Origin of the sequence: Klebsiella grimontii (genome assembly GCF_042137965.1) — a bacterium.
GTDB classification, from domain to species: Bacteria; Pseudomonadota; Gammaproteobacteria; order Enterobacterales; family Enterobacteriaceae; genus Klebsiella; species Klebsiella grimontii.
The window spans coordinates 5,495,179-5,508,121 of the sequence record NZ_CP169721.1; the positions used below are offsets into that span (position 1 = coordinate 5,495,179).

The following is a 12,943-nucleotide window of genomic DNA, read 5'->3' on the forward strand; positions in this document are numbered from 1 at the left end:
CCGGGAGAGCAAGCCGCTTACGCCAGGTTGGCGTCGAGGAACTCTTTTAACTGGCCTTTGGACAGCGCGCCAACTTTGGTCGCTGCAACTTCGCCATTTTTGAACAGCAGCAGGGTCGGGATACCGCGAATGCCGTATTTCGGCGCGGTGCCCGGGTTCTGATCGATGTTCAGTTTCGCAATGGTCAGTTTGCCCTGATACTCTTCAGCGATCTCATCCAGAATCGGGGCGATCATTTTGCACGGACCACACCACTCTGCCCAGAAATCGACGAGGGTTAGCCCGTCAGCCTTGAGTACGTCCGTGTCAAAACTGTCGTCAGTCAGGTGAATAATTTTATCGCTCATATTTAACTCCACAGGAATAAGCCTGGTGTGTTGGTGTCGCGGCCATCAACGACGTGTCGATGCTACGTTACGCACGCTGTTCTTCAGAATGCCTCTTTTATCGATCTGCGTCACAATGTCCATCATGAACTTTGCCCCGCAAAAGATAAAGCAACCCACGTTCAAACCGGCTTATCGCAGATTTGTCACCCTCGCCTCGCTTAGTAGTCTAAGCTTTCGAAGATTCGTTCAGTTGCCGCAGACGCACCTTGAATAATTTCATACATAGCCAACGAAAGGTTGACGTTATTTCACCGGATACGCTTTCTTAATGCAATAGTTAGCTGATATTCTACCACACTATGAGCAAAACACATTTAACAGAACAGAAGTTTTCCGACTTCGCCCTGCACCCGGCAGTGATTGAAGCCCTTGAAAAGAAAGGGTTTCATAATTGCACACCCATCCAGGCACTCGCCCTCCCGCTTACGCTGGAAGGTCGCGATGTCGCCGGGCAGGCGCAAACCGGTACCGGTAAAACGATGGCGTTTCTGACGTCAACGTTTCATTATCTTCTCACTCACCCGGCGATCGCTGACCGCCAGGTCAACCAGCCGCGCGCGCTGATCATGGCGCCGACGCGTGAACTGGCGGTACAGATTCATGCTGACGCCGAACCGCTGGCGCAGTCTACCGGTCTGAAGCTGGGCCTGGCATACGGCGGCGACGGCTACGATAAGCAGCTGAAAGTACTGGAAAGCGGCGTGGATATTTTGATCGGTACCACCGGTCGCCTTATCGACTACGCCAAACAGAACCATATTAACCTCGGCGCCATTCAGGTTGTCGTTCTTGACGAAGCCGATCGCATGTACGATCTCGGCTTTATTAAAGATATCCGTTGGCTGTTCCGCCGTATGCCGCCGGCGAATCAGCGCCTGAACATGCTGTTCTCAGCCACCCTTTCTTATCGCGTCCGTGAACTGGCGTTCGAACAAATGAACAACGCCGAGTACGTCGAAGTTGAGCCTGAGCAGAAAACGGGCCACCGTATTAAAGAAGAGCTGTTCTATCCTTCCAACGAAGAAAAAATGCGCCTCCTGCAGACCTTGCTTGAAGAAGAGTGGCCGGATCGCGCGATTATTTTCGCCAATACCAAGCATCGTTGTGAAGATATCTGGGGTCACCTGGCGGCGGACGGCCATCGTGTTGGTCTGTTAACCGGCGACGTCGCGCAAAAAAAACGCCTGCGCATTCTCGATGAATTTACCCGCGGCGATATCGACATTCTGGTCGCAACCGACGTTGCCGCCCGCGGTCTGCATATTCCGGCCGTTACGCACGTCTTTAACTACGACCTGCCGGACGATTGCGAAGACTACGTTCACCGTATTGGCCGTACCGGCCGCGCTGGCGCCAGCGGTCACTCCATCAGCCTGGCCTGTGAAGAGTACGCGCTGAACCTGCCGGCGATTGAAACCTATATTGGTCATTCAATTCCGGTCAGCAAATACAATTCTGACGCGCTCATGACCGAACTGCCCAGACCGCTGCGCCTCACGCGCCCGCGCCCTGGCAACGGCCCGCGTCGTAACGGTCCACCACGTAATCGTCGTCGTTCAGGTTAAAGCAATATGCCATACACAACATCATGCAAGTTGCATCAAGGCGGCAAGAGAACGAATCCCGATGAGCCTACTCAGGTAAGCGCTCCGGGAAAGAGAACGCGGCCAGCGCAGAGGCAGCTTGAAGGATGAAGTGTATGAGTTCCACCTCGCTCTATGCAGCTATCGATCTTGGCTCCAATAGCTTTCATATGTTGGTTGTACGCGAGGTGGCTGGGAGCATCCAGACCCTCAGTCGTATCAAACGCAAAGTCCGTCTGGCCGCTGGCCTTAATGGCGACAACACGCTCTCTGCCGAAGCCATGGAGCGCGGCTGGCAATGCTTGCGCCTGTTCGCCGAGCGTTTGCAGGATATTCCCCCGACGCAAATCCGCGTGGTCGCTACGGCGACGCTGCGCCTGGCGGTTAACGCCGGTGAGTTTCTGGAAAAAGCGCGGGAAATCCTCGGCTGCGCGGTGCAGGTTATCAGCGGCGAAGAGGAAGCGCGCCTGATTTATCAGGGCGTCGCACATACAACCGGCGGCGCGGATCAGCGTCTGGTCGTGGATATTGGCGGCGCCAGCACCGAGCTGGTTACCGGCACCGGCGCGCAAACCACCTCGCTTTTTAGCCTGTCGATGGGCTGCGTGACCTGGCTGGAACGGTACTTCGCCGATCGCAGCCTGACCAAAGAAAACTTTGACCAGGCCGAAACCGCCGCGCGTGAAGTTTTGCGTCCCGTCGCCGATGTTCTGCGCTATCACGGCTGGAAAGTGTGCGTCGGGGCTTCCGGTACGGTCCAGGCGTTACAAGAAATCATGATGGCGCAGGGGATGGATGAACGCATCACCTTAGCCAAACTACAGCAGCTCAAACAGCGCGCTATTCAGTGCGGTCGTCTGGAAGAGCTGGAGATTGAAGGCCTGACCCTTGAACGCGCGCTCGTCTTTCCTAGCGGACTGGCGATTCTCATGGCCATCTTCAGCGAGCTGAACATTCAGTGCATGACGCTCGCCGGCGGCGCGCTGCGTGAAGGTCTGGTCTACGGCATGCTGCACCTGTCGATCGATCAGGATATTCGCAGTCGTACCTTACGTAATATTCAGCGCCGGTTTCTGGTTGATACCGAACAGGCGCAGCGCGTTGCCCAGCTGGCCGCCCATTTCGTTCATCAGGTGGAAAACAGCTGGGAAATTGAGCCGCTATGCTTCGATTTGCTGCAAAGCGCCTGCCAGCTGCATGAAATCGGCCTGAGCGTGGAGTACAAGCAGGCGCCTCTGCACGCCGCCTGGCTGGTGCGCAATCTGGACCTGCCCGGCTTTACCCCCGCGCAAAAGAAGCTGTTGGCGACCCTGCTGTTAAACCAAACCAGCACCGTCGACCTTTCTTCCCTTCATCAACAAAACGCGGTTCCGCCGAGAGTCGCGGAGCATATGTGTCGTCTGCTGCGTCTGGCTATTCTGTTTGCCAGCCGCCGACGCGACGACCTGCTGCCGATGATTACGCTGGCTGCCGTCGATGAAAATTTGACGTTAACGCTGCCCCATGGGTGGATGGAAAATCATCCGCTGGGCCGGGAAATGGTCGAACAGGAGTGCCAGTGGCAGAGCTACGTTCACTGGCCGCTACTGCTGAACGAGGATGGCGCAGCAAAATAGCCCAATCAGGGGAATATCATGCGAGAAGAACTGGACTTCAAATCGCTACGTTTTTTTTCCGCCCTCTTCCGCCTGGGGAATGTCTCTCCTGCCGCCGAAGCGCTCAACGTCAGTCAGCCGACCGGCAGCCTGTTGTTGAAAAAGCTGCGCGAGCATTTTGACGATCCCCTGTTTGTGCGAATCGGGCAACGTATGGTGCCCACGCCTCGCGCCGATGATATCGCCCAGACCATTTTTACCATTCTTCAGCTAGTCGATAACCAACTTCCCGGCAATCCTGAATTTAACCCCCAAACCAATACGCGTAACTTCACTATCGGCATGACCGATATTAGCCAAATGACGTTGTTACCGCCGCTGCAGGCTCTGCTACAGCAGCAGCGCGCCGAAGGCATTACTTTTTCCGTATTGAATATCGACGATCAAACGCTGGGCGCGCTTGAGTCGGGTAAATGCGATTTAGCTATTGGCTATCTGATGCAGCTACCGGATAGCGTTTATCAGCAACGCCTGTTTAATCAATCCTACGTTTGCCTGGCGGCAGAAAACCATCCGCGGATCCGAGACTCGTTTACTGCCGAGAACTGGCGGCTGGAAAAGCATCTTGCCGTTCACGTCAACGGCACAGGGCATGGCGATATCGATAAATTGCTTAATGAGTACGGCATGCCGCGCCGTATCGCCCTCACCCTCCCCAGCTTTTTAGGCGCAGGCGAACTGGTTGCGGATAGCGAATTGCTTGCCGTCGTCCCCGAGCAGCTGGCGAACCATATTATTAATCGCTATCCCTGCTGCAGCTGGCCGTTGCCATTTTCGTTACCGGAAATTGCTATTCGCCAGGTCTGGCATCAGCGTCTACATCGCGATCCGGGGCATATCTGGCTACGGTCGCTGATCGTCAACTTACCCACAACGGGCAGTAACACAACCATCTATTAATTTTTAGACCTCAAATCATAATACTGTATTAGTTTTCCTGATAGTCTGTATTACATTCTGCTTATTGCTGCCAATACGTAAAAAATCCTATTCTCCTCGCATCAGATAATATCGAAAACGATTAGAGGAATAGATTATGCGTGGTAAAATCGCTTTAGAAGAACACGTTTCAACACCTAAAAATAACAGCCTGTGGGATGCCACGGGTGAAGCCTCAAGAAATGGTTCTGAATACATGCAGGACGTTGAGCGCCGCTTATTAGATCGTAGCTATCAGCTGAATGAAATGGCCCAGAGGAATATTGACCATGTTATCCTTTCTTTAACTTCACCTGGGGCCCAATCTATTTTAGATAAAGCGACAGCCGTATCTTTTGCTCGCGAAACCAATGACTATATCATCGAGAACTACGTTAAACCCAATCCGGATAAATTCAGCGCATTCGCTACTTTAGCATTACAAAATCCCGAAGCTGCGGCCGAAGAGCTGGATCGCGCAGTAAAAAAACTGGGAATGAAAGGCGCGCTGATTAACGGTTATACCAATGTCCAGGATAGCGAACACGGCCTGTACCTGGATGATGAATCGATGCTGGTATTCTGGGATAAAGTCAATGAGCTGAACGTTCCCGTTTATCTGCATCCTCGTGAACCATTAGAAGGCGCTGCGCGCGGTATCTACACCGGCTATGAAAGCCTGATCGGTTCCGCCTGGGGGTTTGCGCAGGAAACCGCAGTTCATGCGATTCGCCTGATGATGAGCGGACTGTTTGACCGCTATCCAAACCTGAATCTGGTGCTGGGCCATTTAGGCGAAGGACTGGTCCATATGCTGCCACGAACGCAGCATCGTCTCTATCGCCAGCGTTTCGGCTGCGGCCTCGGCAAAGCAGAAAAACCATTAATGCACTATTTGCAGAATAACTTTATCGTGACCACCAGCGGCCACTTTAATACTTATTCGCTGCAAAATGCGCTTGATATTATGGGCCCGGATCGCGTGATGTTTTCCGTCGATTATCCCTATGAAGATATTCATCAGGCCTGCGATTGGTTCGATCCGCTGGAAATGGATACTGAACTGAAAGATAAAATTGCCTGGGGCAACGCTAGCCGCGTGTTTAATATTAAATAACCCATCCCATTACAACCAAAGGGCCTAATAACAGGCCCTTTTCATTTATGGAGAATATATCATGCCGCTAGGTATTTTTATTTGCAGTGGTTCACTGCTTATCGGTGCCATTTTTGGCGCTTCTCTCAACCGATTTATTCCTGAGCATTTAAAAAAAACCTTACCGCTAATCGCCGGATTAATATCCATCAGTATGGGTGTATTTTTTCTCAATAAGTTGATAAATCTGCCGCCTATTGCTTTGGCAGTCATCGTGGGTACCATTATCGGTAGCCTGCTGCATATCGAAAAGCTTATCGAAAATGCCGCAATGAAGCTTCGGGGTCCTATCGAGAAGGTTTTTCCCACCAACGGCAACTCCGGTATGGAGCCAGAGGATTTTACCAACCAGTTTATCGCCGTACTGATCCTGTTTTGCGCCAGCGGAACCGGTATTTTTGGTGCATTAACCGAAGGAATGACCGGAGATGCGACAATATTGATCACTAAATCTATTCTCGACTTCTTCACCGCCGCTATTTTTGCCTCCGCGCTGGGGTATATCATCGCCGTTATTTTTGTGCCCCAGCTAATTGTATTTGCGATCCTCTTCTTCGCCGCCAGCTTTATTATGGTGTTTATCACTCCGTCAATGATCGCGGATTTTACGGCCTGCGGCGGCATCGTCATGTTGGCGACGGGTTTTCGACTCTGCGGTATTCGCGCTTTTCCAACGGCGAACATGCTACCCTCGCTGCTGCTGGTAATGCCCTTCTCCGCCGCCTGGCAACAATGCATCGCCTGAAGGGCATCTTTACCAGCATCGCCCGGATACTGGCATCACGCCTCTTTTCTGCGTACGACGTCTGGTTTGCCACCAGGCAACGACTGGAGCTTCACTCTGAAATCAAAATTAAAGTAATTGCTCAGGCAGAAGGCGGTACCGTACTCAAGCACCTCGCCCTGAGCATTACGGCTTTTCAGCGTAATTTTCATCAATGGCACCCCCTGCGGCAAGTCGAGCAAATTCAGCTCTTCCCCCGAAGGAACATGTACCGTCAGGGAGTAATCCTGAAGATCGGGAAAAATAGCATTTTCCGCCCAGTGCGCGTACAGCGACCCTTCAAGTAAATCCGGGCGGGGCAAGAAACGCTCGGGAATAAACATGGTTTCGATAGAAACCGGAAGGGCATCGACCAGACGTACGCGTTTAATTTTCGCCACCCGATCGCCGACCGCGATCTCCAGCTCACGAGCCAGAAAATCATCCGCCGCCAGCTTTTCCCGCACCAGCCATCGATTGGACACCGTTCCTGAATTTTGTAGCTGGGCAGAAAACCCGCCGCTGGCAAGGTTATAGCTTACCGGCAGATTCACCTCGGTCCCTTTTCCATGGCGCTTAATCACCAGCCCGGCTTCCAGCAGCGCATCAAGGGCCTTAACCACCGTCACGCGCGATAGTTCCAGCGTCTGCGACATTTTGCGCTCGGAGGGCAGAATGCTGCCGTGCGTCAATAACCGCTCCGTCATCGCAGCTTCAATAGCTTGTTTAAGCTGAATATAAAGCGGCGCGGGAGCCTCTGCATTCAGACGCCCTTTTATATACTCAAGCAACGGTTGCGACATAATTTCGTGGCCTTGCGGAATTCAGTGGCAGTGGATTTATCATAGTGGATCCATACTGGAATCAATAGCCCCATCATAACGTCTCCCCACTATTTTTGAGCGCCGCATTTTTCTCTCAGAATGCGCCTGCGATCACAGCATGATGATAAAGGACTTTAACTGGACTTAATCTGGATCTATTTTTAGATTAACTTTTATTCATTTCTTCCTGGGAGCTGACGATGTCTGATATTCGCCCTACCTATATTGCCGAAAGCCGCATCCTTGGCTGTCTTTTTGGGCAAGCCATCGGTGATGCGATGGGCATGCCCTCTGAACTGTGGCCTAAACGTCGAATCATTAACCATTTTGGCTGGATTGAACGCTTTCTTCCCGGACCGAAAGAGAATATTGCTGCCTGCGAATTTCGCGCCGCCGAGTTCACGGATGACACCCATCAGTGCATCGCGCTGATGGATGCGCTTGATGAAAACAACGGCGTGACCGATCCACTGGCCATCGCCAGACACATTCTGCTGTGGGCCCGACGCTGCCAGGCATTTGAGAAAAATATTCTCGGCCCAACCTCAAAGGCTTCTCTGATCGCGCTCGAACAGGGGCAACCGCTGGATGAGATCGCGGCCAACGGCGTGACCAACGGTGCGGCAATGCGCGTGGCGCCGATGGGCTGTCGACTGCCCACCGAGGACAGGGCGTTTTTCATTGAGCAAGTGCGGCTATCCTGCCTGCCGACGCACAAATCCGACATCGCCATCGCCGGCGCGGTGGTCATTGCCTGGGCGATCAGCCGCGCCATTGAAGGGGCCGAATGGCCGTTAATCAAAACGGAGCTGGCGTCGCTGGCAAATGAAACCCAGCGCCATTACGAGTCCACTTTTAGTCCACTTCTTGGGAACCGTATCCACCTGGCGCTGGAAACGATCTCCGGAGAGACTGACCACCTGACAGGTATCGAACGTATTTATGAGGATATCGGCGCCGGTATGGATATTATCGAGTCTGTCCCCGCAGCGATTGCGCTGGTCGAGCTGGCAAAAACGCAGCCCATGAAATGCGCTATGCTGGCAGCCAATTTAGGCGGCGACACCGACACTATTGGCGCGATGGCAACCGCCATCTGCGGCGCGCTTCATGGCATAGAGGCTTTTCCTGAAGAACCTATACAACAGATTAAGCAGGCCAACAGCATCGACTTCGCGCCTTACGCACAGCGGCTTGCAGGATACCGCTTCGCATAATTCACTGAGGGCATCACTATGGACAGCAAAGCTTCATACGATGGAAATATCCAGACGGCAGATCCCGGAATGGCGGAATTAGGGATCGGTCTCGTTCCTCCGGTCCACCAGACCCAACAACCGGTCCAGCTGTTTTTCGTCTGGTGCGCCGCGAATATTGGCATTCTTGGGGTCGTTTACGGCGCGGTCATTGTGGCGTTTGGCCTCTCATTCTGGCAGTCGCTCCTTGCCGCCGTGGCGGGCGTCGCCTCTTTTGCGCTGGTCGGCGTCACCAGCATCGCCGGCAAAATCGGCCGCACCACGACGCTCACCCTCTCCCGGGTCATTTTTGGCAAACGCGGCAATATCGCGCCCACCAGCTTCTGTTGGGTGAATCTGATGGGCTGGGAAGCGGTCAATATCATTACCGGCACGCTCACCCTCGTCGCGCTGTTTGCCGCCATGGGTCTTGAAGAGAGCCTGACCACCACCGCGCTGTCGCTTTTCTTGTTTGGCGGGCTGACCGTACTGGTCAGCGTGCTCGGACAAAATGCCGTGCTGATGATGCAAAAATGGATCACCCGGATCTTTGGCGCCATGACGCTGCTGGTAGTGATCTATTTACTCTTCACCGCAGACTGGCAGGCCATCCTCGCGCTGCCTTCAGGCAGCTGGCTCACCGGCTTTTTGCCAGCGGTATCAATTATTGCCGCGGGCACCGGCATCAGCTGGGCTATCGCCGGCGCCGACTATAGCCGGGATCAGCGTCCCGACGCCGGTGAAAAGCCTATTTTTCTCGCCGTTGTCAGCGGCGCCGCGCTCCCCCTACTGCTGCTGATGCTCACCGGGATACTGCTTACCGCCCAGATCCCCGACCTGGCCTCCAGCGAGAACCCCATTTCAGCGATTGGCAAACTGCTGCCTTCCTGGATGGCAATCCCCTATCTGGCCGCGGCGACCGCCGGGGTCGTGACCATCGCCGTGCTGAGTCTCTATTCCGCCAGCCTTAACCTGTTAAGCATGGGGATTAAGCTCCAGCAGCGCTCCGCCGTAGCCCTTGATGCCGTTCTGGTGCTGGGGATCGCGCTCTACGTGCTGTTTGTCTCGAAAGATTTTCTCGGCCCTTTCATCGCGTTTCTGATTTTCTGCGGCGTATTTCTGGCCGCCTGGGCCGCCATTTTTATGGTCGATTTTTATCGGATTCGCCGCCGAGCCGGATATGCTGAAGCTGATTTATTCAGGGACAGCGGAGCGAACCGCACCGCGCTGGGCTGCTGGATTGTCGGCGCGCTGGCGGGATTGATGGTATCCAAAACCGGGTTTATCGACGGACCTTTCGCGGTCGGCATTTTCGCGGACTCTAGCCTGGGTCTGTTTGTCTCTTTTATTCTGAGCCTGGCGCTGTATCTGGCGTTCGGCGCAAGAAAGGAGGCCAGCCGTGACAATAACAGCTGACCTGCTGTCGCCGCGGCGGCCGATCGTGGTTATCGGCGCCGCTTTTGGCGACATGATTCTCCATCTCGATGCGCTGCCGCATAGCGGTAGCGATGTTTCTGCCCGCGATGGCGGACGGCAGATTGGCGGCTGCGCGTTTAATGTCGCCCGCGCGCTCTCGCGCCTTGAACTCCCTTTGATAAACGCGATACCGGTGGGCAATGGCGAGTGGGGGCAGGCTGTTGCACAGAAAATGGCGCTGGAAAACCTACCCGTCCTCTTGCGCCACCCCACCCACGATAACGGCTGGTGTCTGGCACTCGTCGAGGCGAACAAAGAGCGGACGTTTATCACCATTGAGGGCTGCGAGCAGCACTGGAACAACGAGCTGCTGGCACAAATTCCGCAGCCGAAGGACGCCATAATTTATGTCTCTGGCTACGAGCTGGCCAGCGAAGCGCTGCGCCAGTGGATTCTGGACCTTACGGAAGATAAAACGCTGTTTGTCGATTTTGGCCCGCGTCTGAACGATCTGGATATTCACTTTATCCAGGCGCTGCTGGGCAAAGCTCCTGTGCTCACTCTGAATCGCGATGAACTCAGCGTGCTGTGCGCACGTTTATACGATTTGGATAGCGCGACCCTTGACGCCGCTTCACGGCTCGCCAGCGACTGGCATTTACGGGCGATCTGTCGGTTCGATAAAGATGGCGCGTGGGTGGTTGAACCTGACGCACAACCGCAGCATATTGCTGCCTGCCGCGTGAAGGTCTACGATACGATTGCCGCTGGAGACAGCCACTGCGCCGGTACGATCGCCGGGCTGGCCTGCGGGATGGATCTGCGCCAGGCCGCGCTGCTGGGCAATGAAGTAGCGGCTATTGTCGTCACCCGGCCGGGTGCAGACGGTGCTCCGGGTCGCGAAGAGCTACGTCAGTTCCAGATTCAGCAGCAAAACGGCCGCTAGCCGCTATTTACGCGCTTTCGCCAGCATCGCCCGGATGTTGGCGACGTTCGCCTGACCTTTATGCATACGCTCTTCCGGCGAAATCACTTTGCGCTCCTGCTCCCAAATCAGATCATCCTGCGGCAGCTCCAGCAGGAAACGGCTCGGCTCCGGTCGCACCAGCTCGCCGTACTGACGGCGCTCTTTGCACAAGGTAAAAGTAAGCTCTTTCTGCGCGCGGGTGATACCCACGTAGGCAAGACGGCGTTCTTCATCGACGTTGTCTTCATCAATGCTGCTCTGGTGCGGCAGCAGCCCTTCCTCCATGCCAACCAGGTAGACGTAGGGGAACTCCAGCCCTTTTGAAGCGTGAAGCGTCATCAGCTGAACCTGATCCGTCTCCTCATCCGACTCGCCGCGCTCCATCATGTCTCGTAGCGTAAAACGGGTCACGACCTGGGTAAGCGTCATCGGTTCATCGATATCGCTGCCCTCCAGCATTTCGGTCATCCACGTGAAGAGCGTATTGACGTTTTTCATCCGCATTTCGGCGGCTTTCGGGCTGGGCGAAGTTTCATAGAGCCAGGATTCATAATCCACGCCGCGGATCAGATCGCGGACGGCGGCAATCGGCTCGCGCTCTGAAAGCTGCTGGATCTCCCGCAGCCAGTGGGTGAAGCGGGTCAAAGACTCATAGCCGCGTCCGTTCAGCGTCTGGGTCAGGCCCATATCGAAGCTGGCAGTAAACATGCTTTTATTGCGCCCCATCGCCCATTCGCCCAGCTTTTGCAGCGTCGCCGAACCGATTTCGCGCTTCGGCGTATTGACGATGCGCAGGAAGGCGCTGTCGTCATCAGGGTTAGTCAGCACGCGCAGATAGGCCAGCAGGTCTTTAATTTCTGGACGGGAAAAGAACGACGTGCCGCCGGAAATTTTGTACGGGATGCGGTTTTGCATCAGCATCTTTTCGAAAACCCGCGACTGATGGTTGCCGCGATACAGGATCGCGTAATCCTTATAGGCGGTTTTATTAATAAAGTGATGGGCGATCAGTTCGCCAGCCACGCGTTCCGCCTCGTGGTCTTCATTGTTGGCGGAGAGCACCTTCAGCTCTACGCCATAGCCCAGCTCGGAAAACAGGCGCTTTTCGAAGACGTGCGGGTTGTTGGCAATCAGGATGTTGGCCGCCTTCAGAATACGCCCGGAAGAGCGGTAGTTTTGCTCCAGCTTGATCACCTGCAGCGCCGGGAAATCCTGGCTTAGCAGCACCAGGTTCTGCGGCCGCGCGCCGCGCCAGGAGTAGATCGACTGATCGTCATCGCCGACTACGGTAAAGCGTGCCCGCTGCCCCACCAGCAGTTTCACCAGCTCGTACTGGCTGGTGTTGGTGTCCTGGTATTCATCCACCAGCAGATAGCGAATCTTGTTCTGCCAGCGCTCCCGCACCTCTTCGTTGCGCTGCAGCAGCAGGGTCGGCAGCAGGATCAGATCGTCAAAGTCGAGTACGTTACAGGCTTTCATATGCGCGTCGTACAGCCCGTAGCAGTGAGCAAAGATCCGATCCCGCTCCCCTTTCGCGCCGGCGGCGGCCTGAGCAGGGGTTTTCAGATCGTTTTTCCAGTTGGAGATCGTGGAGATCAGCTGCTGAAGCACCACTTTATCGTCTTCGATCAGCCCTTCGGTGAGCTCTTTTAACAGCGCCACCTGGTCGGTATCGTCGAACAGCGAGAAGTTGGATTTCATCCCTAATGCAGCGTATTCGCGTTTGATGATATCCAGCCCCAGCGTGTGGAAGGTGGAAATCATCAGGCCGCGCGCTTCTTTACGCCCCAGCGTTTGCCCGACGCGCTCTTTCATTTCGCGCGCCGCCTTGTTGGTAAAGGTAACCGCCGCGATATGGCGCGCCTGGTAGCCGCAGCCGCGGATCAGGTGGGCGATTTTATTGGTAATAACGCGGGTCTTACCGGAACCGGCACCCGCCAGCACCAGGCACGGTCCGGTAACGAATTCGACGGCTTGTTGTTGGCCAGGATTTAAACGCATGGGTGTATTTTGCTCAATCTTCGAACGGGGTGGGGA

The 12,943-nt window shown here is 54.8% G+C and carries 11 protein-coding genes; 8 read left to right on the forward strand and 3 right to left on the reverse strand.

Annotated features, from left to right (window positions below; translation table 11 throughout):
* Positions 1–17: 17 nt before the first annotated feature.
* Positions 18–347: a thioredoxin TrxA gene (gene trxA, locus ACE3MN_RS25760; RefSeq protein ID WP_004097507.1), complete on the reverse strand. Its 330-nt coding sequence runs from the start codon at positions 345–347 to the stop codon at positions 18–20.
* A gap of 341 nt (positions 348–688) precedes the next feature.
* Here trxA and rhlB point away from each other — a divergent pair, with 341 nt between their 5' ends.
* The 5 genes from rhlB to ACE3MN_RS25785 all read left to right on the forward strand — a co-directional run bounded on the left by rhlB (position 689) and on the right by ACE3MN_RS25785 (position 6,446).
* Entirely contained in the window at positions 689–1,954 is a 1,266-nt protein-coding gene (rhlB, locus tag ACE3MN_RS25765; protein ID WP_024360632.1) for an ATP-dependent RNA helicase RhlB, read from the forward strand.
* A gap of 125 nt (positions 1,955–2,079) precedes the next feature.
* Entirely contained in the window at positions 2,080–3,588 is a 1,509-nt protein-coding gene (gene gppA / locus ACE3MN_RS25770) for a guanosine-5'-triphosphate,3'-diphosphate diphosphatase (RefSeq protein WP_162685363.1), read from the forward strand.
* Positions 3,589–3,606: 18 nt separating this feature from the next.
* Positions 3,607–4,527 carry a LysR family transcriptional regulator gene (locus ACE3MN_RS25775; protein ID WP_004133290.1) on the forward strand — a complete coding sequence of 307 codons (921 nt, stop codon included), beginning with the start codon at positions 3,607–3,609 and terminating at the stop codon, positions 4,525–4,527.
* A 136-nt stretch (positions 4,528–4,663) separates the two neighbouring features.
* The gene (locus ACE3MN_RS25780; protein ID WP_004133291.1) at positions 4,664–5,662 is read left to right on the forward strand and encodes an amidohydrolase family protein; all 999 of its coding nucleotides are present in this window, start codon (positions 4,664–4,666) and stop codon (positions 5,660–5,662) included.
* A gap of 61 nt (positions 5,663–5,723) precedes the next feature.
* Positions 5,724–6,446 (forward strand): DUF554 domain-containing protein, encoded by a 723-nt coding sequence (locus ACE3MN_RS25785; RefSeq protein WP_004133293.1) that lies wholly within the window; start codon positions 5,724–5,726, stop codon positions 6,444–6,446.
* A gap of 35 nt (positions 6,447–6,481) precedes the next feature.
* Here the strand turns inward: ACE3MN_RS25785 and ACE3MN_RS25790 are convergent, their stop codons facing one another.
* Positions 6,482–7,267: a GntR family transcriptional regulator gene (locus ACE3MN_RS25790; RefSeq protein WP_004133295.1), complete on the reverse strand. Its 786-nt coding sequence runs from the start codon at positions 7,265–7,267 to the stop codon at positions 6,482–6,484.
* 221 nt (positions 7,268–7,488) lie between these two features.
* On the opposite strand from ACE3MN_RS25790, the gene ACE3MN_RS25795 reads away from it, so the two are divergent.
* Genes ACE3MN_RS25795 through ACE3MN_RS25805 form a run of 3 tightly spaced genes read left to right on the forward strand, consistent with a single transcriptional unit; the run spans position 7,489 to position 10,885 of the window.
* Positions 7,489–8,505 (forward strand): ADP-ribosylglycohydrolase family protein, encoded by a 1,017-nt coding sequence (locus ACE3MN_RS25795; RefSeq protein ID WP_004133296.1) that lies wholly within the window; start codon positions 7,489–7,491, stop codon positions 8,503–8,505.
* A gap of 18 nt (positions 8,506–8,523) precedes the next feature.
* The gene (locus ACE3MN_RS25800; protein ID WP_102650363.1) at positions 8,524–9,939 is read left to right on the forward strand and encodes a purine-cytosine permease family protein; all 1,416 of its coding nucleotides are present in this window, start codon (positions 8,524–8,526) and stop codon (positions 9,937–9,939) included.
* Positions 9,923–10,885: a PfkB family carbohydrate kinase gene (locus ACE3MN_RS25805; protein ID WP_102650362.1), complete on the forward strand. Its 963-nt coding sequence runs from the start codon at positions 9,923–9,925 to the stop codon at positions 10,883–10,885. The genes ACE3MN_RS25800 and ACE3MN_RS25805 overlap by 17 nt, the downstream gene beginning before the upstream one ends.
* 3 nt (positions 10,886–10,888) lie before the next feature.
* On the opposite strand, the gene rep is transcribed toward ACE3MN_RS25805, so the two are convergent.
* Positions 10,889–12,907 carry a DNA helicase Rep gene (gene rep / locus ACE3MN_RS25810; protein WP_024360636.1) on the reverse strand — a complete coding sequence of 673 codons (2,019 nt, stop codon included), beginning with the start codon at positions 12,905–12,907 and terminating at the stop codon, positions 10,889–10,891.
* Positions 12,908–12,943: the final 36 nt, after the last annotated feature.

Bases quoted from the DNA above. Each gene is read 5' to 3' on its own strand.
- trxA (WP_004097507.1), bottom strand. From the start codon at position 347: ATGAGCGATAAAATTATTCACCTGACTGACGACAGTTTTGACACGGAC.
- rhlB (WP_024360632.1), top strand. From the start codon at position 689: ATGAGCAAAACACATTTAACAGAACAGAAGTTTTCCGACTTCGCCCTG.
- gppA (WP_162685363.1), top strand. From the start codon at position 2,080: ATGAAGTGTATGAGTTCCACCTCGCTCTATGCAGCTATCGATCTTGGC.
- ACE3MN_RS25775 (WP_004133290.1), top strand. From the start codon at position 3,607: ATGCGAGAAGAACTGGACTTCAAATCGCTACGTTTTTTTTCCGCCCTC.
- ACE3MN_RS25780 (WP_004133291.1), top strand. From the start codon at position 4,664: ATGCGTGGTAAAATCGCTTTAGAAGAACACGTTTCAACACCTAAAAAT.
- ACE3MN_RS25785 (WP_004133293.1), top strand. From the start codon at position 5,724: ATGCCGCTAGGTATTTTTATTTGCAGTGGTTCACTGCTTATCGGTGCC.
- ACE3MN_RS25790 (WP_004133295.1), bottom strand. From the start codon at position 7,267: ATGTCGCAACCGTTGCTTGAGTATATAAAAGGGCGTCTGAATGCAGAG.
- ACE3MN_RS25795 (WP_004133296.1), top strand. From the start codon at position 7,489: ATGTCTGATATTCGCCCTACCTATATTGCCGAAAGCCGCATCCTTGGC.
- ACE3MN_RS25800 (WP_102650363.1), top strand. From the start codon at position 8,524: ATGGACAGCAAAGCTTCATACGATGGAAATATCCAGACGGCAGATCCC.
- rep (WP_024360636.1), bottom strand. From the start codon at position 12,907: ATGCGTTTAAATCCTGGCCAACAACAAGCCGTCGAATTCGTTACCGGA.